The organism is Caballeronia udeis (assembly GCF_001544555.2).
GTDB classification, from domain to species: Bacteria; Pseudomonadota; Gammaproteobacteria; order Burkholderiales; family Burkholderiaceae; genus Caballeronia; species Caballeronia udeis.
Map to the genome: position 1 here is coordinate 1 of NZ_FCOK02000095.1, position 21521 is coordinate 21521.

General features: G+C 59.3%; 18 protein-coding genes, 1 tRNA gene and 2 pseudogenes. 12 read left to right on the forward strand and 9 right to left on the reverse strand.

Annotation, left to right across the window (positions count from 1 at the left end; genetic code table 11):
* The first annotated feature begins 286 nt into the window (after positions 1 to 286).
* From AWB69_RS39500 to AWB69_RS39515, 4 genes are all read left to right on the forward strand, one after another.
* Positions 287 to 1417 carry an IS110 family RNA-guided transposase gene (locus AWB69_RS39500; protein ID WP_062092214.1) on the forward strand — a complete coding sequence of 377 codons (1131 nt, stop codon included), beginning with the start codon at positions 287 to 289 and terminating at the stop codon, positions 1415 to 1417.
* A 1070-nt stretch (positions 1418 to 2487) separates the two neighbouring features.
* Positions 2488 to 2952 carry a hypothetical protein gene (locus AWB69_RS39505; RefSeq protein WP_062092215.1) on the forward strand — a complete coding sequence of 155 codons (465 nt, stop codon included), beginning with the start codon at positions 2488 to 2490 and terminating at the stop codon, positions 2950 to 2952.
* A 9-nt stretch (positions 2953 to 2961) separates the two neighbouring features.
* The gene (locus AWB69_RS39510; RefSeq protein WP_062092216.1) at positions 2962 to 3654 is read left to right on the forward strand and encodes a nucleotide-binding protein; all 693 of its coding nucleotides are present in this window, start codon (positions 2962 to 2964) and stop codon (positions 3652 to 3654) included.
* Positions 3647 to 4321, forward strand: coding sequence for a hypothetical protein (locus AWB69_RS39515; RefSeq protein WP_062092217.1), 675 nt, complete (start codon positions 3647 to 3649; stop codon positions 4319 to 4321). Before AWB69_RS39510 ends, AWB69_RS39515 begins: the two co-directional genes overlap by 8 nt.
* A gap of 47 nt (positions 4322 to 4368) precedes the next feature.
* On the opposite strand, the gene AWB69_RS39520 is transcribed toward AWB69_RS39515, so the two are convergent.
* The gene (locus tag AWB69_RS39520) at positions 4369 to 5997 is read right to left on the reverse strand and encodes a hypothetical protein (protein WP_062092218.1); all 1629 of its coding nucleotides are present in this window, start codon (positions 5995 to 5997) and stop codon (positions 4369 to 4371) included.
* Between the two features lie 182 nt (positions 5998 to 6179).
* Here AWB69_RS39520 and AWB69_RS39525 point away from each other — a divergent pair, with 182 nt between their 5' ends.
* From AWB69_RS39525 to AWB69_RS39535, 3 genes are read left to right on the forward strand one after another with little or no spacing between them, the layout of a single operon-like run.
* Entirely contained in the window at positions 6180 to 7679 is a 1500-nt protein-coding gene (locus AWB69_RS39525) for a tyrosine-type recombinase/integrase (RefSeq protein ID WP_197500429.1), read from the forward strand.
* Positions 7673 to 8587, forward strand: a complete 915-nt coding sequence (locus AWB69_RS39530) for a tyrosine-type recombinase/integrase (RefSeq protein ID WP_062092221.1) — start codon at positions 7673 to 7675, stop codon at positions 8585 to 8587. Before AWB69_RS39525 ends, AWB69_RS39530 begins: the two co-directional genes overlap by 7 nt.
* On the forward strand, positions 8584 to 9588 hold the full coding sequence (locus tag AWB69_RS39535; protein WP_062092222.1) for a tyrosine-type recombinase/integrase: 1005 nt from the start codon (positions 8584 to 8586) through the stop codon (positions 9586 to 9588). The genes AWB69_RS39530 and AWB69_RS39535 overlap by 4 nt, the downstream gene beginning before the upstream one ends.
* Before the next feature lie 94 nt (positions 9589 to 9682).
* Here the strand turns inward: AWB69_RS39535 and AWB69_RS39540 are convergent, their stop codons facing one another.
* A complete protein-coding gene (locus tag AWB69_RS39540; RefSeq protein WP_062092223.1) occupies positions 9683 to 10366 on the reverse strand; it encodes a ParB/RepB/Spo0J family partition protein in 684 nt (227 codons plus the stop codon).
* A 129-nt stretch (positions 10367 to 10495) separates the two neighbouring features.
* Positions 10496 to 11071 (reverse strand): annotated as a pseudogene (locus AWB69_RS39545) (DUF932 domain-containing protein); the annotation flags it as partial.
* A gap of 135 nt (positions 11072 to 11206) precedes the next feature.
* On the opposite strand from AWB69_RS39545, the gene AWB69_RS39550 reads away from it, so the two are divergent.
* Genes AWB69_RS39550 through AWB69_RS39560 form a run of 3 tightly spaced genes read left to right on the forward strand, consistent with a single transcriptional unit; the run spans position 11207 to position 14780 of the window.
* Positions 11207 to 12436: a site-specific integrase gene (locus AWB69_RS39550; protein ID WP_063978012.1), complete on the forward strand. Its 1230-nt coding sequence runs from the start codon at positions 11207 to 11209 to the stop codon at positions 12434 to 12436.
* Positions 12433 to 13782, forward strand: a complete 1350-nt coding sequence (locus AWB69_RS39555; RefSeq protein WP_062092225.1) for a tyrosine-type recombinase/integrase — start codon at positions 12433 to 12435, stop codon at positions 13780 to 13782. The genes AWB69_RS39550 and AWB69_RS39555 overlap by 4 nt, the downstream gene beginning before the upstream one ends.
* A complete protein-coding gene (locus AWB69_RS39560) occupies positions 13779 to 14780 on the forward strand; it encodes a tyrosine-type recombinase/integrase (RefSeq protein WP_062092226.1) in 1002 nt (333 codons plus the stop codon). The genes AWB69_RS39555 and AWB69_RS39560 overlap by 4 nt, the downstream gene beginning before the upstream one ends.
* Before the next feature lie 121 nt (positions 14781 to 14901).
* Here AWB69_RS39560 and AWB69_RS39565 read toward each other — a convergent pair.
* The 6 genes and pseudogenes from AWB69_RS39565 to AWB69_RS39590 form a co-directional block, all read right to left on the reverse strand.
* A pseudogene (locus AWB69_RS39565) lies at positions 14902 to 15165 on the reverse strand (DUF932 domain-containing protein); the annotation flags it as partial.
* A gap of 1034 nt (positions 15166 to 16199) precedes the next feature.
* Positions 16200 to 16276: transfer RNA gene (locus tag AWB69_RS39570), tRNA-Pro, on the reverse strand.
* A gap of 171 nt (positions 16277 to 16447) precedes the next feature.
* Positions 16448 to 16726: a hypothetical protein gene (locus AWB69_RS39575; RefSeq protein WP_156529142.1), complete on the reverse strand. Its 279-nt coding sequence runs from the start codon at positions 16724 to 16726 to the stop codon at positions 16448 to 16450.
* Between the two features lie 216 nt (positions 16727 to 16942).
* Complete coding sequence (locus AWB69_RS39580; RefSeq protein ID WP_082913797.1) at positions 16943 to 17911, reverse strand: LysR family transcriptional regulator; 969 nt, start codon at positions 17909 to 17911, stop codon at positions 16943 to 16945.
* A 47-nt stretch (positions 17912 to 17958) separates the two neighbouring features.
* On the reverse strand, positions 17959 to 18918 hold the full coding sequence (locus AWB69_RS39585) for a LysR family transcriptional regulator (RefSeq protein ID WP_062092241.1): 960 nt from the start codon (positions 18916 to 18918) through the stop codon (positions 17959 to 17961).
* A 45-nt stretch (positions 18919 to 18963) separates the two neighbouring features.
* Positions 18964 to 19773, reverse strand: coding sequence for an IclR family transcriptional regulator (locus AWB69_RS39590; protein ID WP_197500431.1), 810 nt, complete (start codon positions 19771 to 19773; stop codon positions 18964 to 18966).
* 242 nt (positions 19774 to 20015) lie between these two features.
* Here AWB69_RS39590 and AWB69_RS39595 point away from each other — a divergent pair, with 242 nt between their 5' ends.
* Both AWB69_RS39595 and AWB69_RS39600 read left to right on the forward strand, forming a co-directional pair.
* Positions 20016 to 20717, forward strand: a complete 702-nt coding sequence (locus tag AWB69_RS39595; protein ID WP_062092229.1) for a 3-oxoacid CoA-transferase subunit A — start codon at positions 20016 to 20018, stop codon at positions 20715 to 20717.
* 126 nt (positions 20718 to 20843) lie between these two features.
* Complete coding sequence (locus tag AWB69_RS39600; protein ID WP_062092230.1) at positions 20844 to 21512, forward strand: 3-oxoacid CoA-transferase subunit B; 669 nt, start codon at positions 20844 to 20846, stop codon at positions 21510 to 21512.
* The last annotated feature ends 9 nt before the right edge of the window (positions 21513 to 21521 follow it).

The following is a 21521-nucleotide window of genomic DNA, read 5'->3' on the forward strand; positions in this document are numbered from 1 at the left end:
TGGCAATGTCGACGCCTATGGCCGTATGGTTCATGGCGGACCTCCTCCGGTTGGCTCTGAAGACCTCAATGATCTTCTATTCCGACCGTACCGTTACGGCCGGTCCGTGAGTGAGTATGTGTGTCTGTTCATCGCTTCCACCATTTACGAGGTGGGAGGCGTCCATTCCATTTCCGTGAGTCAGCGGCTGGCCCGCCGTGAGGAATCAGACGCGGGTTAGCATTACTGCCAGAGCCGCATGGTGTGCACAGGGGCACACCCGGCGATTTCCAGCGCGGAGGCCAGCATGGAAAACGATAGCACGGTGTACGTCGGTCTGGACGTTCACAAGGAGTCGATCACGGTGGCGTACGCGGTCGGTATGGGCGACGTGGAACTGCTGGGCAAGACCGGCACCATGAAGGCTGATATCGATCGCCTGTGCAAGCGTCTTCAGTCGAAAGCGCGGCACGTACACGTTGTCTATGAGGCAGGTCCGTGTGGCTATGTACTCTACCGGGAGCTCGTCCAGAAAGGATTCGACTGCATGGTGTGCGCGCCATCGCTGATTCCGAAGAAGCCAGGTGAGCGCGTCAAGACAGACCGGCGTGATGCGCTCAAACTGGTGCGCTCGCTGCGCGCCGGTGACCTGTCAGCGGTGCATGTACCGGACGTCGAGGACGAGGCGTTCCGCGATCTGGCCCGTTCATGGGCAGCGGCCAAAGCGGATCTCAGGCAGGCACGACAGCGACTGAAATCATTTCTGCTCGCGCATGGTGTCCGCTATACAGGTAGCGCCAACTGGGGGCCGGCGCACCGGCGATGGGTGAGCACGTTTGCGTTCCCAAACCACTGGCAACAACTGGCCTTCGACGAGTGCCGTCGCACGATTGAAGATAGGCTCGCGCAATGTGACCGCATCGAGGCCGCCCTGCGCGAAGCCGTCGTCGACTGGCGGTTCTATCCGGCTGTACTGGGCCTGCAGACCATGCGCGGTGTGCAGTTCATCACCGCCGTGGGCATGCTCTCCGAGTTGGGCGACCTCTCGCGCTTCGAGCATCCGCGGCAACTGATGGCATGGCTGGGCGTGACACCATCTGAACACTCTTCGGGTGACCGGCGTCGTCAGGGCAGCATCACGAAAAATGGCAACAGCTATGCAAGAAAACTGCTCGTCGAGGCAGCCTGGAGCTACCGCTACCCCGCACGCGTGAGTCCTGACATCCAGCGCCGGCACGAAGGCATCCCCAAGCGCATCATCGACCGCGCCTGGGACGCACAGGTTCGACTGTGCCGCCGATATCGCAAGCTGGCAGCACGCGGCAAGAACGTGAATATCGCGGTTGTTGCCGTCGCTCGCGAGCTAGCGGCGTTCATCTGGGACATCAGCCGGCTGGCAATGTCGCTTGCCATACCGCGAGACATACAGGCAGCGTAGCGTCGCGCTTCGCCCACCGACAAAGAGCCAGATGGAGGAGTTTCCTGAAGGCGGCGTAGCCCGGCACCCGAGTAACCCGCGAGCGGACTATGCAACGGATGTCATCCGATTTGCGGCTTTAGATAGCGGCAGGCTCATGGGGCGGACCTCTGTAATGCGGTAGCCAACCCGCGGATATCAGTGCGATCCACCGTCGAGACTTACTGCTACGCCGCCCTCAGCAAATTCATGTGCCTATGGAAGGAAATCGACGAAAACCGATCCCGATTGACACGGAAAGTCATATCAGTTTCCTCATCCAGCGCTGATAACACTTTGTCTTCACGGTAAGCCAACACGGTATGCGAGGCGCTCACCACGGCGTGGTGCCCAAAACCGGCGGTAGCCAATCCTGCCATCCCTTGTTTTTATGTTTTTAAAATTGTCGTCCGCAAATCCCGTGAGCGGGAATGACCGTGGCCGCGCAAATAGATGAACTGCCGCTGCAAAAAACTGTACAAGGTCACGCAGGAAAACCGAGCATCGAGCGCAGCACGATGAATCGACCTAGTGGAAAAAATAGCGTATCGCGTGAGCATGTGTTCTTGCCCGCGCAAATAAGATGATCTACCGGAGGTATAGAGGCGCGAGTCCTGGCGCAACATGCGAGAGCATGAGCTACCGTGCTTCGGGTAGAAAACGTGCTGATCCCATACGCGAGGATACCGGCGCTCGCGCAAAATGAGCGAGCGGACGCCCATGTGCGGTGCGGGAAAATCGCGTTGGGCGGACAAGTCGCATCAAGTCCCGCGATCATCCGTTACAGCATTGATGGCTGCGGATTTACGATGCCGTCCGTTGTCAGCTTATAACCGTTGATCATTCGACTGGGAGGTCGATGGGACTGCGTTTTTCTGCGTGCAGATTACGGCGCGTTGTCCGTGTGCAACGGCGCAAAAAAATTTTCTATTCCAGAGCATTCCTGTTCATTCCAGTAAATTCCAGCGTCTCGATTTGAGCCTGTTTCCGGGTATTGACGGCCGTTATTCCCCTTAGCAAGATGGGGTGAAGGCGGTGTGCCGGAGTGAATCATGCCGATGGTGAAGAGCTTTACGCAGGCCCAATGGGACGCTGCTGCGGGTCGTCTTGACGCGCTGCCGGAAAAGCCCGTGCATGAGCATCGCGTCAACGTCCGGGATGCAGTGAAGTCCATGCGGTCTCAAATCAGCGGCGCACAGAGGAAGGGCTACACGCTGGAGGAGATTGTTCAGCAGGTGGCGCAGGACGGTGTGGAAATCAGTGCGAGCACGTTGAGATATGCGATGCAACATGCCGCCAAGGAAGACAAGTCTGCGCAGGCGGAAAAAAACGTCACAACGAATACCGCCTCAGCACGACCTCGTGCGAAGAAGGCAAATGAGGGGAGGTCATCACATATCGGTAATGTACGTGCCGAACATAAGCAGGATGGGGGAAAGGTAGTCAGCAAGCCGGGATCGATGGTGATTCGGGATGCGTTCTCGTTCGAGATCACGCCCGATATCGAAAACCTGTAGAGGGTCCAGATGGATACGACGACTTATCCCATTTATCTTGTTGGCGGCAGCAAGGGCGGCGTTGGCAAGAGCTTTGTTTCGCTCGCGCTGGCCGATTATCTGCAGCGACAGGATATCCACGTCACTCTGGTGGAGACCGATACCTCCAATCCCGACGTGATGAAATCAGTTCAGGACGAGATGCATTGCATCGCATACGGTCTGGATGAGGCCGATGGCTGGATCGGTCTCGTCAATTTCTGCGACGAGCACCAGGATGCCGCAGTCATCGTCAATACGGCGGCGCGCAATCAGGCGGGCGTTGCGCGGTTCGGTGCGACACTCGCTAGTACGTTGGGGGAGCTGCAGCGCCAGCTCGTTGTCTTGTGGGTGATCAACCGGCAACGCGACAGCCTTGAGCTGCTGCATGCTTTCAGCCGGACATTTCCCGATGCAATCACGCATGTCGTGCGGAATGGCTATTTCGGCTCGCCGGACAAGTTCACGCTGTATCAGGTGTCGCAGCTTCGCCGGACCATCGAGGCGAGGGGGCAGTCGCTGGATTTTCCCGATCTCGCAGATCGGGTGGCTGACGAGCTTCGTAGCCAGCGGATGTCGATCCGCAAGGCGGCGGAAACAATGCACATTGGCGAGCGGGCGGAACTGCTGCGCTGGCGCGCACTGTGCGACACCATGTTCGCCAGGGTGATGAAGAATGAGTAACAGGCGGGCGCGGCCACCGGACACGCTCGGCCGCCTGTTCCTCGATATCACGGGCGTCCTGCCTGACGATGCCAGCCTCCTGCGGATGAGGCGGGTATCGGGTGCGCTGAATCTCCGGGACAACGATGCGCTGTGGTCGATGATCGCCGTGCTGGAATACTACACGCGGCTGTATGAAGCGATGCCCGACCGCATTCGGCGGGCGGGTGAGGGTAATTTCGACGCGGTGCGCCGGGAAGCGGAAGTGGCGACCGATGCCCTGATGCACCAGCATCGTGACGCGCTCGCGCGCTGCAAGGCGACGATCCAGTTGGCTGAGGAAATGATCCGGGAGCATGAAGTCCGGTATCAGGCTGCGCTCGCGCAACTCAACGAGGCATCGATAGCCGTGCTGGCTGACCGGATGGCTAACCGGGTCGCGCGAATCGCCTGCAACCGGTTCGTGGGTGCGGCGGCGGTGGCGGCGCGAGATCAGCGAGAGCGAATGGACAGCGCGGTCGACATATTCGAGCGGGCGATAGGCGGGGCAACGAAGCGAGTCGAGGCGAGCGCAGAGAGGATGGAGCGGCGCTTTGCCCGCACCCTCCGTCGTCTATGGACGGTCGCCGCTATCCTGCTCGTGATTCTGGTCGGTGCGGCGGCAATAGTGGGCGAGCACCTCATATAAAAGCAAGCTCCCCACCCACACACGAGCGCAGGCGGGGAGTGCGCTGCTTACGCGGAACGCTGCATCACTTCCGTGTCCGCAACGCTGGCCACAGTGGGGAACGGCCATACGGGCGGTGTGACCGGCACGCTATCGTCAGTAGTCGGCGTACCAACCGGCGTATCCTCCGCTGCGTCGGTCGATGCCGGGTCGTCGTGATAATGCACATCGGCGTCGCTGCTGTTCGCGCCGTCTGACTCGCCATTCAGTTCGCCATCGATTTTGCCATCCGTATCGCCCTGCGTGTCCGCCGCGTTCTCCTCGTTGTCAGCGTCGTAGTGGTTCATGACCGGAACGTCGCGATGGGTGAGCACTTCCGGGAGCCAGTGCGCATTGGCAAGCCGGAGCTCAGCGGCGGCGGCCGCATCTGCTTTTTTCATCGATGACAGGTCGGCGGCGGCTTTGGGTGATACGGCATTCGCTACGATATCCACGATGCGCGCTTTCGGAACGTGATCAAAATATGCCGCGCGCGTCGGTGTCCAGTAGCGGGTCATGTCGAGTTCTACCGCGTTACTGATCGCGTTGATCGGATGCGCCCCGTCGCGAGCGGTGATGCCGTCGAGGGTCGATGCCGTGCAGAAGGCCAGCAGGTCAAGCAGGGTGGTGCCCGGGTCCTGATCGAGCAGCCACGGCAACAGGTCGTTGATGTGCTGCGGCAACACTGAGAGCCATTGGCCGCGTTGCGTGCTGATCTGCGACCATGCCGGACTCATCTCCATGTCGTCGGCCTCACGCAGCAGCGCATCGTGCTGGCACTCGACACGAACCCCCACGCAGTCGGCCGCGACCGCATGACCGTAGCGCGTATCGAATACGTCCGGGATCAAGCGGTGCAAGAGTACCGCGAGCGCCATGCCGGGGCGCTGGGCCAGTTCCACCTGTACGGCGGCGGTGCGGTGTGCGGTCAGGCGCTTGCACAACTTTTCGCTATGGAGAGGTTTTTCCTTCGGCGTGGGTTCGCTGATTGCGGCACGTTCACCGTTCGCGAGCCCGGTCACGGTCGCGCCATGGCTTTCCAGCTCCGGCTTATCCTCGCGTTTGACCAGACCACGCTCGATGGCGAGTTCGCCTTGCGCGTCGATGAAGACGAAAACGCCGGCCTGTCTGATCTGCTCGGTATCCCACGTTTCGGCACACTTCGCAAAAGCCTCTACGGCGCTGCTGGCGGCATTCAACGCCTGTTCGAGCCGTTCGGCTTCCTTATACGCTTCCTCGTCGCCGCCCTCGTTCGCGTCGTACTTTTCCGCGAGGTCATCACGGTGGGCGACCAGCTTTTTCAGTTCGCGTTCTTCCTTCCGCGTATAGGGGCGCATCGTCGGTGCGAGTCGTCCAAAGCTGTTGATTTCGGCATAGTCTCGCTCGACGCGAGCTTCCATCCAGCCCCAGCCCTGCTCCCGGATCGAAGCGGCAGCCGATTCGAGTTTGTCCGCCACCAGTCGCTGCAGCAATTCGGCATCGGTCACGAATCCGGCGTTCTGTTCATCGGCGAACAGGTCGCGGCGCACATATCCGCCGGCGGCTTCGTAGGCGTCCAACCCCACGAATTTGACGAAGCGGCTGCGGCTTGCGTCGATCTCAGCGCGCGTGATGGCTTGGCGCAGGTAGTGCGGCGCGCGTTGCCATTCGTTCGGCACATCGAACCAGAGCCGTTATCAAGAGCATTAAGTTATGCCGAGCATGGTGGGCTCCCGGCCGACTGGCTTGAGTGATCCCGCGGAATTGCTCGACATAATCATAATCCTTTCGTCTTCATCCGAAAGGGGTCAACATGACAGTCCGCTCATATGTTTCGTCGGGTACGACACCTACTCGTCGCGTGACAACCGATAGCGCTTCTCTCCTGGCCGAGTATCTCAAGACTCAAATCAACTTCCCCTCCTGCGGAACCCGCGCCAGTGCCGCTCGTCATTTTCTCTATTGGCTGCAGCAACATCGCCTTCCACTGAGCCAAGTGGATGCTGCCGTCGTGGAGCGCTTTGCTCGCCATCGATGTCAGTGTATGGGGCACGGTGGCGTGCGCTACAGTCCGCGGGAGCTTCAACGGCCTGGGTACATCACGAATGTTGGCCGGTTCGTCATTTTCCTCGAAGATCGCGGTACGATTCGCGTCCCCGAAGACCTCGCTCCGATCGCCCTCCGGCTCCCGGCATACGGGAATCATCTCGTCAGCTTGGGATACAGCCGTGGAACACGAAGCATGCTTGTGTCCGGAGCTGAGCACATCGTTCACTGGCTTCGCTTGTCGCGGATTTCAGCGCAGAATCTAGACGATTGTGATATCGAACGCTTCGCGAAGCACGACTGCCGCTGCTTTCTATGCCGGAAACACGGGGCACCGACTACATTCGGCGTGGCCGAACGGCGCCGTGCGGGAGTGACGTTCCTTCAATATCTGCGTGCCTGCAATCTGGTGCCAGAACGCAGTGTCATTGATGAAGACTCACGTCTTGTCGCTTTTCGATCTTGGCTTACCCATCAGTGTGGGGTCACCAAGCACACCGCTGTGCGCTATCTGGCCGAGGCAGCGCGTTGGCTGACCGCTCTTGGCCAGGACCCTGGAACTTACGACGCCGTCACCATTCGCAGTATCGTGCTGCATCAGCCTTCAAGTCGATCTCACAAGTCGGTGCAACTAACTGCGACAGTGCTACGTACCTATCTCCGGTATCTCGCGGCCAACGATGCGTGCAGTCCCGAACTTGTGTATGCCGTCCCTCGCGCACGGCGACCGCGTAATGCTGCACTCCCGCGGTTTATCAGCCCCGCACTGATCGAGCGGATAATCGCGTCCTGCGACACTAATACGCCAGTGGGCCTGCGGGATCGCGCGATCCTTCTCCTCTTGGCGCGGCTCGGGCTGCGAGCTGGAGATGTCTGCGAACTTGGACTGGCAGACATTAATTGGGGGGATGCGCGCCTGCGCGTCGACGGCAAGAACCGCAGGGCGGCACAGTTGCCATTGCCGCAAGATGCAGGTGACGCACTGTTGGCGTATATCGAGCAAGGTCGCCCGCCCGCTCGTGATGATCACGTGTTTCTACGTGTGCATGCACCGTTTAAGTCCTTGAAGCCATCGGCGATCGCTTGCCTCGTTGCAAGGGCGCGCACACGGGCCGGTGTCGAAGGTGTTCCAACCGGATCGCAGGTGTTTCGCCATTCGCTGGCAACTTCCATGGTGAGAACTGGCTGCAGCCTGGAGCAGGTGGGCACAATCCTTCGTCACCGCTCGCCCAACACGACGGTCATCTATGCCAAGACCGACATCGACATGCTGGCGCGTGTTGCCCAGCCCTGGCCAGGAGACTCATCATGCTGAGTGACGACGTCAAACGTTACGTTGCCATGCAACGTGGTTTCGGCCTCAAGTTTAAGGGGCCGGGCCGGATCTTGCAGCAGTTCGCCCGCTACGCTGAAGAGCACGGTGATCAATATGTTCTCACTCAACGGGTCTTCGATTGGTGCCGCTGTGCCTCCTCACCAACCCAGGCAAGTACCTTCTTCAATGCCATCAGACGCTTGTGTATCTTTCTCCATGCCGAAGACACACGCCACGAGCTTCTTCCGGTCGGGGCCTTTGGACCCAGTCAACTACCACGCCCGACGCCGCACCTGCTGGATTCTCATCATGTCCGCGCCATCATGGAGGCCGCACTCGAGCTCTCGCCCAAAGATTCGATCAGCCCGCACACATACCATCATTTGTTTGGCCTCCTTGCTGCCACCGGCTTACGCATATCCGAGGCCTTGGCGCTCAAGTGCAGCGACCTCGACGAAGACGGCCTTGTCATTCGTAGCGGCAAGTTTGGCAAGAGTCGACTGCTCCCGATTCATCCCACGACACGGCGGGCACTGGACCGCTACCTTGCCATTCGCGACAAGTTCGTCGCCCATGATGACGACCTATTTGTGGTCACGACCGGCCGCTCTCCAGATCAATCCACGGTCTGTCGCGTATTTGTCCTGCTAGCGCGAGAGTTAGGACTGCGCCCACCCAGTCCGATGCGAGGGCTTCGCCTCCATGACCTACGGCATACCTTCGCAGTACGTTCGCTGGAATCCTGTGTGCATGATCGGCACGTCGTCGCCAACCATATGCTGGCACTCAGCACATACCTCGGGCATGTCAACGTCACAAGCACCTATTGGTATCTCGAAGCGACACCGGTTTTGATGAATCAAATTGCCGAGGCAAGCGAGCATTTATTTTGGGGAGAGACATCATGACAACTCTTGCTCCGCACCTTACCGCGTTCTTGCGGGAGCACCTGCCGCGCGAGCGTAATGCCAGCCCGCATACGGTCGCAACCTACGCCCATTGCTTCTCACTGCTGGTTCGGTTTGCGGCCAAACGGCTCAGCCGCCGTCCGAGCGAGCTTTGCGTTGAAGACCTCGCTCCGGAACTCGTGCGCAAGTTCCTCGACGACATAGAGATTGGTCGCGGCAACTGCACCCGCACACGCAATGCTCGCCTTGCGGCAATCCGGGCTTTCTTTCGCTATCTTGAATACCAAGTTCCAACTTGCCTCGACCAGGTGATGCGCATCCGGGCGTTGCCTCAAAAGCGGACGGATATCGCACTTATCGATTACCTGACCCGAGAAGAAATCCAGGCGTTGCTGGACGCACCGCGCACTGACAACGTCAGCGGCACGCGTGATCGAGCCATGCTGCATCTTACCTACACACTCGGCCTGAGGGTTTCTGAGTTGCTGTCGCTGCGCACTGACGATTTTCCCAACCGATCGTTCGCTACGGTGCGGATTCTTGGTAAAGGTCGCCGTGAACGTGTACTACCGTTGTGGCGCGAAACCCAGACTGTCCTGCGAGCGTGGATCGCCGTTCGGCCGCCGGCGATGACCCCCGAGTTGTTCCTCAACCGCAACGGGAGGCCAATGTCCCGGGATGGCTTCGCTCATCGGCTTGCCCAGCACGTGGCGGTCGCTGCTCAGAAGCAAGCTTCGCTGCTGGACAAACACGTGACGCCACACGTTCTGCGACACAGCTGTGCGATGCATACGCTTGCCGCTACAGGTGACATCCGGAAGGTCGCGTTGTGGCTCGGCCACGCGGGCATCGCGACCACCGAGGCCTATTTACGCGTCGATCCAGCTGAAAAGCTTGCGGTGCTGACCGCGCAAACGCCACCGTCCATCAAACCAGGAAAATTTCGCACTCCCTCTGACAAACTCATCGCGATGCTCAGCGAAGTTCGCAATGGTGCATAGGAAGGAAACGCTCTAAGGGGAACATAATTATGCCGAGCAATTCCGCGGGATCACTCAAGCCAGTCGGCCGGTAGCCCTCCATGCTCGGCATAACTTAGTGCTCTTGATAACGCATCTTATGCCGATGTCGGCATAAGAGCCGTTCCTGCGTTTCGTGATCGTCGGCCAGTGCAAGCGCGCTCAACTGGTCGAGGGTAATACTGTCCTCGCGAAGCAGCACCAGCAGCTTGGGGGAAACGTCGGCAAGTTTGACGCGACGCCGGACATTAAGCGGTGAGACATTAAAGAGCGCCGCGATGTACTCGACGCTTCGGCCTTCCTCGACCAGCTTCTTGAATGACGCGATCAGATCGAGCGCGTCCAGCGGCTCGCGGATGGAGTTTTCGATCAGGCTGATAGCGAATGCTTCGCCTTCGGTCACGATCTTGACGGGGACGGGATAGTCGGCGGTGATACGGCCATCACTGAGCAGCACGTCAAGCGCGGCGAGTCTGCGCTTGCCCGCGCAGACGCCGAGTTTCGGAGTCTTGCCGCGTGAACCCTTGAGGATGTGGACCACAAGGTTCTGCATCAGTCCCTTGGCGGCAATGTTGTCGGCCATCTCGGGAATACCGGTGAGCGGTTTGGTGCGCACATTGAGCGGCGACGTGCGCAGGCGCGAATGCGGGACGTATTCGATTAACGTCTCGTTGCCGAAATTTGTCTCCAGCACGCTCGTGGCGGGGCCGTCGTCGACGGTTTGGATTTCATCGTTTTGCAGGGTGTGTTCGGATTGCATGACAGACTCCAGAAAAAGTAAGTAATGGAAATCCGGGTCCAGACGAAGGGGTGAGACACCGGAGGTACGGACCCGGTAGGAGTCCTCACGGTGAATGTGAAACATGGCGTTTCCGGACTGCCCGACGCGTCAGGCTTTGAGTCGGCGCATGGCGTCAGCCAGCACCCACAAGGCGCGGTTGAGTTTCACGTTCTGGTCGATGCCGGTGACGGGGCGGGTGGACATCGCTCGACCCGAACGTGAGCGCCCGTGCAGACCGCCGCGCGTCAGGTTCTCCTGGTTGAAGGTTGTCCAGAGGTCGTCGCTACGATCCTCGAAGCGGCGGGCGTTGAGCACTTGCGCCTCGGTGATGGGTGGTGGCGGGTCATCCTCGGTCGGGTCGTAGCGAAGCGTCAGCGCCGCGTGCGCAAATACGTTCCGCTCGTCGCGATTGAGCGTCACAGCCTGCATGCCTGCTTTCTGCTCGCGGATCAGGTCGAAGCCGTCGAGCACATCGAATGCGCCGTTAATGACGTTCTGCACGATGTTGCCTTTATGGGGCACGCGCACTTCGCCAACCGTTTCGCCGCAGACCATGCCGTTCTGGCAAACGAAGCGGAACATACCGGCCAGCATCTGATAGCTGCTCGACCCGTCATGTGAATTGAGCAGGACGATTTCATTGGCTTCCGCGTTGCCAATGTCTCCAGCATGGCGTAACGGCAAGGAAGCCGTAATGCGAAGGGGTATCGTGTACCTCAGCGCTGAGCCTAGGTTCCAGCTGTTCAACTCGGCATTATTTGACAGCCTCTTGAACCGCCAGTTATGACGCTCGCGCTTCCGCCAGGAAAGGAGGTCATCATGTATCGATCGGTACCTTGTTCAAGTCCGTGGCTTGATCTTTTGCGAAATCATCTGCAGGAGGCACGCTACTGTTGCAGGGTCGCGAAGCAATATGACTTTGCTGCGCGATGCTTCCTTCTCGATCTGGAGCGTCGAGGAAAAACCGTAGAGTCTGTATCTCGCTCGGACGTCGACACGTATCTTGCGAATCTGAAGCGGCTACGTGACCAGCATCCGTTACCCGTCGCCAGCAGAAGGAAAGATTGCTCCTCTATCAAGATGCTGTTGCGACTGGTCCACAACGGCAAATGGCCGCCAGAGTTCGTGCCGACAACTGACCACGATATCGTCGTATTCGATTTTGTGCGTAACTACGATACGTGGATGGTGGAGATGCGCGGGCTATCTCCTAACACGCGCAGAAATAACCGCTTCGAAATGGTTTCTTTTCTGAGGTGGCTGCAAGTTCATGGAACAACCATCGAAACGTTACACCTTCCGGACCTCGATGCCTATATTGCATCGCGGCTCGTCGCGATGAAGCGCCGGTCAAAGGCAAATGTAATAAGTGCGTTACGTGGTGTACTGCGCTACCTGTTCGATAGCAATCAAATCTCAACGGATCTCGCAGACGCCATTGAAGGACCTATCGTCTACGAACATGAATCTATTCCGACGACAATCCCACGAAGTGACATCGATCGGTTGCTGGAAATTGCCCGATTTGATCGCACACCTTTAGGTATCCGTAACTACGCGATCTTGATTCTGCTGTCGACCTATGGCCTGCGCAGTGGAGAGATCCGTGGATTGCGCCTGTCAGATATCGACTGGCGGCATGAACGGATTCACATCAGACATACAAAGACAGGTGCGTGCTCGGAGCTGCCACTGTTACGTGATCCCGCCGACGCGCTATTCGACTATCTCAGGTGCGGTCGTCCCGCGACGTCAACGCGAGAAGTGTTTGTGCAGGCGGTCGCGCCTTACGGGCCGCTGCGTGCCGGTCTTCATCGGGTGCTAAACCACGCCATTCAAGCCGCAGGAGTGTCGCTGACAGGAAAACGCGGGGTTCATGTCTTGAGGCATAGCCGGGCCGAGTCTTTGCTGGGTAGTGGCGTATCGATCAAGGTGATCGGAGATATCCTGGGACATTACAGTGTGCGAGGTACAGCAATGTATCTCAAGCTGGCAACTGACGACTTACGGTCAGTCGCACTTGATCTTCCGCAAGAGGTGACGACATGACTAGCAAAGACCTTGTTTGCCGGTTCCTCGACACGCTGTCGATAGGACCTGAGACACGTAGCGATTACGCCCGTGCCTTGCGGAAGTTTGGGACCTTCATGTCCGACAAAGCGCTTCCAGACGAGGAAGGCACGATTGAAGTCCTCCGAATGTGGTTGCGACAGGAAGTCCAAAAATCGCCAGTGAGTTGCGTGGAAAACCGGGCACGCGTAATCGTCCGCTACCTGGAATGGCGCACGAACGCCGGAGGTGGTTCGAATCCCGTGCTAGAACTGTACGCACATTACGGACGACTGATCGGTCCGGTTGTTCGGGCCTTGCTCGAAGATGACAACGGAAGCGCCCTGCGACGGCTGGTTCCACTGCCCGTTTGGGGCAGCGTACTTGGCCCTGCGATGCAGGAGCACGTTGCGCGGATGAAGTTACTGGGCTACCGGTACGATACGCGCGCGAGTGATCTGCTGCGCTTCGACCGGTTCCTGCAGCGTCACCCTGCACTGGCAACTGTTCCGCTTCGACAGCAGTTCGATGCCTGGAGTAACGAAAGCCCCGGCTTGCGGCATCAGTACCTGGCTCAGCAATGTGGAGCCGCGCTGTCAAAAGCGTTACGCCGAAAGGTCCCTGAGATCCCGACTCTGCCGATCGAACCAGGATTATATGGCCGACTGACCCAGCAGGAGCGGCGCCCATATCTCTTTACCGAAGCTGAGATTCGTATGCTGCTCGATGCGGCTCGCACATTCCCTTCACCGAAAGCACCTCTACGGCCAGTCGCTCTGCACGCAATGATGACGTTGGCATACTGTGCTGGTTTGCGGCTCGGCGAAATCGCATTGTTAACCGTCGGCGATCTGGATCTGGCCCGCGGGCTACTCGAGGTCCGCGAGACGAAATTTTTTAAATCGCGCCGCTTGGCCCTGTCGCCAGGCGCGCTCGACGTCCTACGCGCCTATCTGGAAGCACGCGCGGCATTCGGTGCACCGATCACACCGGGAGCCCCCTTGTGGTGGTCGCCGCTGCGTCGATCGGGATATTGCAAAAGGCTAATTGAATGGATGTTGACCGAGGTAATCCGTCGTGCAGGGCTTAAACCCGCGCATGGTCGTCGAGGGCCACGGGTTCATGATATTAGGCACACATTCGTTGGGCATCGGATGATGCAATGGTATCGAGCTGGCATCAATCCTCAAGATCGCTTACCGCATCTGGCAGCGTACCTTGGTCACAAGGATATCCGCTCGACACTCGCATACCTCCAAGTCTCTCCAGAACTGCTCCGTGAGGCTAGTGAACGCTATCGGCGTCACGGTGCACGCGTGCTGCGTTTGCCGGGAGAACCGTCATGAAAATGGCACCCCTCGCGTACTGGCTCCACGCGTTCTTCCACGAGTGGCTCGCTGAGCAGCGCAATTGTTCGCGACACACAATTCTGTCCTATCGCGACACCTGGCGACTTTACTTGCGGTTCGTCGCTGCACGGCGACACTGCCCGGTAAGCTCAATCAAGCTTGACGAATTGACCGCCGACGAAGTGCTCGCGTTCCTCAAGCACATCGAATCAGAGCGGCATACATCGATAGGCACACGCAACTGCCGGTTGGCGGCACTCCATTCTTTTTACCGGTTCGTTGCGGACCGGGAGCCGTTAGCGGCCATGCAATGCGCTGCCGTATTGCGCATTCCTGCCAAGAGAGGGCCAATTACCGAACCCGCGTACCTCGACGTCGAGGAGGTCGAGGCGATTCTGCGCCAGCCAGACCGCTCGACACCAGAGGGACAACGCGATTACGCGCTTCTTGCCTTCCTGTATAACACTGGCGCGCGCATCCAGGAAGCATTGAGTCTGTGTCCGTGCGATATCCGTCTGACGACGCCGGAGCAGGTGAAGCTTTGTGGTAAGGGCAACAAAATGCGGATCTGTCCGATCTGGCCGGAAACTGCGGCATTGCTGGCTGCGTTGCTCGAGCGAAACCCGAGACCGGAGAACGAACCGTTGTTCGTTAATCGTTATGGTTTCCCTCTCAGTGCCGCCGGCGTGCGATACAAGCTCGCGCAGTACGTGCGGACGGCGACGAACGAGCTACCATCTTTACGCGGGAAACGCGTGCATCCGCACACGTTTCGCCACACGGTCGGGGTCCAGTTGGTGGCTTCCGGAGTTGATGTCACCGTGATCAGAAGCTGGTTCGGACACGTGAGTCTCAACACGACAAATCACTACGCGCGCGCGAACATCGAGACCAAGCGGCGCGCCCTTGAACAAATGGACCAGTCAACCCGACCTCGCAGTCCGCCGCGGTGGCGACGTAATCCGAATCTCCTGGATTGGCTCGACTCTCTATAACCGTCCAGTAATGCGAAGCAGAAGAATATCCGATTTGCCAATCCGCACACTTGCGGGCCCGTTTCCTCTGCATTACGGCTTCCTTTTTATTACGCGCGTAATCGCAAGCTTGCGGTTAGGGACGCAAGCGAATCATGTGTTTGGTGTGTTCGCGCTTGCCTTCATCACGCACGCGGGTTTGGCAGACCATGAAGGGCTGGAAGCCTTCGTGACGCAGACCATTCAAGACGTCGATGGTGGGGATGTAGGTGTAGCGGTCTGACCGGCTGTCGTGTTTGTCGATAGCGAAGATGGACGGGGCCACGGTGCGAATCTGGTCGTCCGACAGCGGCAAGGCTGAGCGGAGCACCGGCGAACGATAATGAAATGACGAAGCGAGTTGCATAGAACCTCCGAACAAAAAAGCGGAGCAAATGGGCTGGTGTTGCGCTGACCGGGCTCCAAGATTCCGCCCCCGCGTGGGTTTGGTTTTACCTTGGTCGAACCGGGGTTGGCTTTGCTGCCGCCAGTCTCCTGAGTTCGCGCCCGTGCGACTTGAGGAGACGGCCCCGGGCCGCTGTCAAGGAAAGAAGAGAGGGGTTGGTGCGGGACGGAGCGCAGCGCAGGACACGGCCCCGAACGCCTTGACAGCGGTTTGGGGTCGGCTACTGTCGCGGGTAGGGCGAGAACTTAGGAGACCGGTAGGGAAGCTTTCGAATTCGACCGGGGCCAAACGCCGCGCGGCGAGCGCGAATGTGGGGCCGCCTCGGCCACACCTGACTGAGGGGTAGAGATGTTGCGTTATCGAAAGCTTCTCGCGACGCAGGGCGGGGCTGTTGGCCTGAGCATGTCGGACGTCGCCCGATGAACTAAGCGTGAGCGCAAACTGAGGTTGTTTGAACTACTGTCCGTTGCAGCCCCTCCTATCTGTCATACATCGACGGAGGGACGATTGAAGCAGCTAAGGTAGGCACCCGCGTAAGGCTGACCCACAATAGAATCCTGCAGCTTGATAGCAGCTCCGCGAAGCGGTACAGGGAGCGCGTCGGTACGGTCGTCGGTTATCGGCCTGGCGCAAAAAGTCCGCTTGTCGAGTTCAACGCCGATGAAGAACGGCGCGCCTAGATACTGCAGGACGTCGCGCCAGAATACTTCAACGTTCTGCCTGCATAATTGCAGTTGGAGTTCCGCCTCGTAGCGGGTCGAAAATGTCGTGACTACCCGAACATCGTGACCACCGAAGGCCCCGTATTCGCTAAGAAACTTGTTGGCAAAAAACTACACGCACGAGTGGTGGTGATTGAAAGCGGTCTGCAATTGGCGACGCTCGCACGAGCGAACAGTTCCAGCTACTCGGATTGGGGGGCACTTTGGGGGGCACTTACGACAGCAAAAAGAAAAAGGCCCTCAGAGCCGAAACCCTGAGAGCCTTATATCTATTGGTCGGGGCGAGAGGATTTGAACCTCCGACCACCTGCACCCCATGCAGGTACGCTACCAGGCTGCGCTACGCCCCGAAAGAGGAAAAGTATATCAGACACTCTGACGTTTTAGAACCTGCGGACTCATCTTTGAAGCAAAAGCCCGTCAGTTTCACTCTTCCATCGAGCAAATGGCGTTCATTCCGCCACCGTGACGGATGCCGGAACACGGCTCCGCGGTTTGGCTCAGCCTGAGTGCGCCCGCACTCAATAGCGCAACTCGGACTGCGTGTACTCGGACGTATGGATAATCACCGACGGTTCGACCGGGTTTCGGCTCTTCACGCGAAATCTCAAAGCCATCACGGCCGCAACAGCGCAGGGAATCGCATAAGCCAGTGCACGTTCGCCACAAGCGGATAACGACGAGAGATCGATGTACCGCTCACGATCGCTGGTGGTAGCCGAGGCGAAAACGAAGGTCAGGGTGAAGTCCAGCAGCATTGCCAGGCAGCAGAAGCCGATGAAAATCAGCGCGCCGTTCAACGTCGACGTACGGCGTCCTGTGTTCAGCGTGTTGCAGACAAACACAAACAAGCCAACAGCAAGAAATTGACGATCAATGGAAACCAGGGGAAATTCATCTCGCGCCCGCTTGGTAATCTTGGTGGAAGAAAGAAGTCATCGCTCGCCGGTTCCGGAGAGCCGAGCAAGCGAAGTGGCGCGATCTTCACACGAGCGGTAGCGTGATTTGAATACGATTTATCCTAGTTTTCGAGGCTCCGGCGAAGACCCGCGCGAGCGCGCGGGGGCTAACGGGCGCGGCATGGAGCCGTCGACGGAATCATCGGCGGCTAGCGCTTCCGAGACGAAATCGATGAACGTCCGCACCTTCGTCGTCATGTATTTGCGGCTCGTGTAGACGGCGTACACGCGTGGCGCGAATGTCGTGTAATCGGGGAAAAGGCGCGTCAGCGCGCCCAACGCCAATTCCTGCGCGACGATCCATTCAGGGAGATAGGCAAGGCCCATCCCCGCGCGTACAAGTTGCAGCGACATCGAACTGTCGTTGGTCTTGAGCACAGGGCTGTTTTTCACTGCGAAAACACCATCGGGACCGGAGAACTCAACCGTGTCGACACTCGTGTAACTCGGCAGCACGATTTCATGACGTTCGCTGAGTTCGCTGGGATGCCGCGGATAACCCCGCCGTTTCAGATACTCGGGCGAGCCCACCAGCACGAACGGCACTCTGCAGAGCGGTCGCACGATCATCGTGGGGGAGGGTTCCGATGTCGCCCGCAACGCCATGTCATACCCTTCTTCCACCAGGTCGGCAAAGCGGTTTTCCAGTCGCAGATCAATCAGCACGTCCGGATAACGTGCGCGATATGCCACCAGGATATCGGCGAACTTCGCGGTCGCGAACCAGCCCGGCGCCGTGATCTTGAGCACGCCGCGCGGTTGGTCGGTCTGCGAGCCGACCGCCGCTTCAGCGGCCTGCAGGATATCCAGCGCTTCCCGGCACTGCTCGTAATAAACGCTGCCGGCTTCCGTCAGGCTCAGATGACGCGTCGTCCGGTTCAGCAAGCGCACGCCAAGTTGCCGTTCCAGATTCGCGACGTGCTTGCTGGTCATCGCCGTGGAGATGTTGAGCCGTTCGGCGGCTTTGACAAAACTGCCGGCTTCAACGACGTCTCGGAATACCCGCAGACTGGTTAACGCATCCATGACACTGCATCCATGACACTTTCCTGACGGGAAACAAAGTCCCCAGTTTAGCGGCGTTTGTCTTCATGCCGCGCGCGCCCGGGGCGCTTGGGCCATTCATCGAGTTCATCATTGAAGAGCGCGGCGACCACGCTGCGCAGCCACATGATCCGCGGATCGTTGTGAAACTTGCGATGCCAGTGCTGCTTCAGATCGAAGTTCGGCAAGGGCAGCGGCGGTTCGGCCAGCGTGATGGACGCGTGTTCCGTCACATACGCATAGCCGATGGCGTGCGGCACCGTCGCAATCAGGTCGGTGCGCGAAAGAATGAACGGCAAGCTCATGAAGTGCGGCGTCTCCAGCACGGCGCGGCGGCGGATACGCTTCTTGTCCAGGAAGTTTTCCAGGACTTCCTGGCTGCGTCCCTCGGCCCGCACGACCGCGTGGCCGTACTCCACGTACTGGGCGAGCGTCAGCGGGCCACGAGCGCACGGATGATCGCGCCGCATCAGGCAGATGAAGCGATGTGAAAAGAGCCGCTGCTGGAAGAAATTGTTGCCGGCCAGATCGGGGAAATAGCCAATGGCCAGATCGATGTCACCGCTTTCCAGGGCGCGCTCGACCTGACCGTGTTTCAGCGACACCGAACGCAGGTTGGCCTGCGGCGCAACGGTGGCAAGAGTCTGCAACAGGCGCGGCAAGAACACGATTTCACCCACATCCGAGAGCGCGATGGCGAAGGTATCGGTGGTGACGGCGGGATCGAAGTGCTGGGTATCGAGCAAGCCGCGCTCGATCCGGTTCAACGCCTCGCGAGCCACGGGCACAAGCGCCAGGGCACGCGGCGTGGGTTCCATGCCGCGCGATGTCCGCACGAACAGCGGGTCGCTGAAATATTCACGCAAGCGGCCGAGCGCCGTGCTGACACGCGGCTGGCTCACGCCAAGCTGTTCGGCTGCGCGGCTAACGTTGCGCGTCTCCTCGATCGCGACCAGGTAGGGGATCAGGTTCAGGTCGAGCTCGTGCAGCGCGAGGTCCCCGGGTTTCATCGGCATGATTTGATTGGCCTCCGCCTAGCCACGTCTCGCGACCATGTCAGAGACACGCTGGGCCGCGTCCAGCAGCGGCTCCAGAAACGCCTTCACCATCTGCTTCGCGTTCTTGCGCTGCGCGTTGCCGCTGATGTTCAACGCTGCGATCACACGTCCCTGCCGGTCGCGGATAGGCGCGGACATCGAAATGAGACCCTCTTCCAGTTCCTGGTCGACGATCGCCCAGCCTTGCTTGCGCACCACGGCCAGCGAGGCTTTCAGCGCGGTTTTATCGGTGATTGTGCGGGGCGTGCGGGCTTCCAGGGAACTGGCGTCAAGCACGGCATCGAGTTTGTCTTCGTCGAGCGCGGCAAGCAGCACGCGCCCGAGCGACGTGCAGAACGCCGGTAAACGGCTGCCGATAGACAGATTGATCGTAATGATCTTATGCGTCGGCACACGCAGCACGTACACGATTTCCGTTCCGTTCAGCACGGCGGCCGAACAGCTCTCATGCACCTGGCCTACCAGTTCTTCCATCACCGGTTCGGCGAGATTCCAGAACGGCATCGACGTCAGGTAGGCAAAACCGAGGTCCAGGATTTTCGCGGTCAGCGTGAAATGACGCCCGTCCGCCTCGACGTAACCGAGCGCCTGGAGGGTGAGCAGGATGCGGCGCGCGCCGGCGCGGGTCAGCCCCGAGGCCGCGGCGACTTCCGACAAGGTCTGCGCCGGACGCGTAGCATCGAAGGAGCGAATCACCGACAAACCGCGCGCAAACGACTGCACATAAGCGTCGCCGGGCCGCGAAGGGGACTCGGAATCAGGCAAATCGGCTTCGGCAGGAGGCATGGTCATCGCTGTCTGGTCCTGTAAGTTGAGCAAATCGCGGGCGCATCGGGACAAACCCGAAGTTCATTGACAGCGCAACGAATGCGGGAATACCATGACGTTTGTTCGCTAAACGAATCGATGTTCGCACAGCGAACTTAAAAATGCAAGCGCTGCCGGTCGGAATCCAGTCATCCGGCGCGCTTTGATTCAGTTGCAATGCGGCTTCGATGCATTCGGCACTCGTCAAAGGAAGAGACGGCATGATCAACAAGATTTTCGACACACTGAGTTCAGCGGTGAAGGACGTTCAGGACGGCGCGACAGTGATGATCGGTGGGTTCGGCACGGCGGGCATGCCGTCGGAACTGATCGATGCACTGATCGAGCAGGGCGCGCGCGAACTGACGATCGTGAACAACAATGCAGGCAATGGCGAGACCGGCCTCGCGGCGCTCCTTAAAGCGAAACGCGTGCGCAAGATCATCTGCTCGTTCCCGCGCCAGAGCGATTCGCAAGTGTTCGACGGCTTGTACCGCGCGGGCGAACTCGAACTCGAGCTTGTGCCGCAAGGCAATCTCGCCGAGCGCATTCGCGCGGCGGGCGCGGGTATCGGCGGGTTTTTCACGCCCACGGCCTATGGCACGAAGCTGGCGGAAGGCAAGGAGACACGTTTTATCGATGGCCGGCATTACGTGCTCGAAGCGCCGCTGCACGCCGATTTCGCGCTGATCAAAGCATTCAAGGGCGACCGGTGGGGCAATCTTGTTTATCGGAAGACGGCACGCAACTTCGGGCCGATCATGGCGATGGCAGCCAAGACCGCCATCGTGCAGGTGTCGCAAGTCGTGCCGCTCGGCGCGCTGGACCCGGAGGACATCGTGACGCCGGGCATCTTCGTGCAGCGCGTGATCGAAGTGCCGCAAGCGGTGCACGCGGCAGAGCTGGCGGCGAAAGCGGCTTAAACAGAGTGGCAACGAGGGCGTAACGCCCAAACTGTGCACGCGGCAAATCCGGTTTCGCGCGCGACGGCTAAGCAAGGCACGCTGCGGTAACGGAAATCGAAGGCTGCATCAAGCAAGGACATCGACATGAAAAAACTGACTCGTGACGAAATGGCGCAACGCGTCGCCCGGGACATTCAGGAAGGCGCGTACGTGAACCTGGGCATCGGCGTGCCGACGCTCGTCGCCAACCATCTCGCGGCAGATCGCGAAATCTTCCTGCATAGCGAAAACGGTCTGCTTGGCATGGGTCCGGCGCCAGCGAAAGGCGAGGAAGACGACGAACTCATCAACGCCGGCAAACAGCACGTGACGCTCCTCACTGGCGGCGCCTATTTTCACCACGCCGACTCGTTCGCGATGATGCGCGGCGGCCACCTCGACATCTGCGTGCTAGGCGCGTTCCAGGTCTCGGCGAAAGGCGACCTGGCGAACTGGCATACCGGCGCGCCTGACGCCATTCCCGCTGTGGGCGGCGCGATGGATCTGGCAATCGGCGCGAAGAAGGTCTACGTGATGATGGAACTGCTCACCAAGCAGGGCGAAAGGAAGCTGGTGGCCGAATGTTCGTATCCGGTGACGGGCGTGAATTGCGTGAACCGTGTGTACACGGATCACGGTGTGTTCGACGTGACGCCGAACGGTTTCGTGGTTCGGGAAATTATCGAAGGCCTGTCGTTCGAAGAACTGCAGAAACTGGCGCAAGTGCCGCTGACGTTTGAACCGCTCGACGCGGCCACGACGCTCGAAGCGTAATCAAGGAGT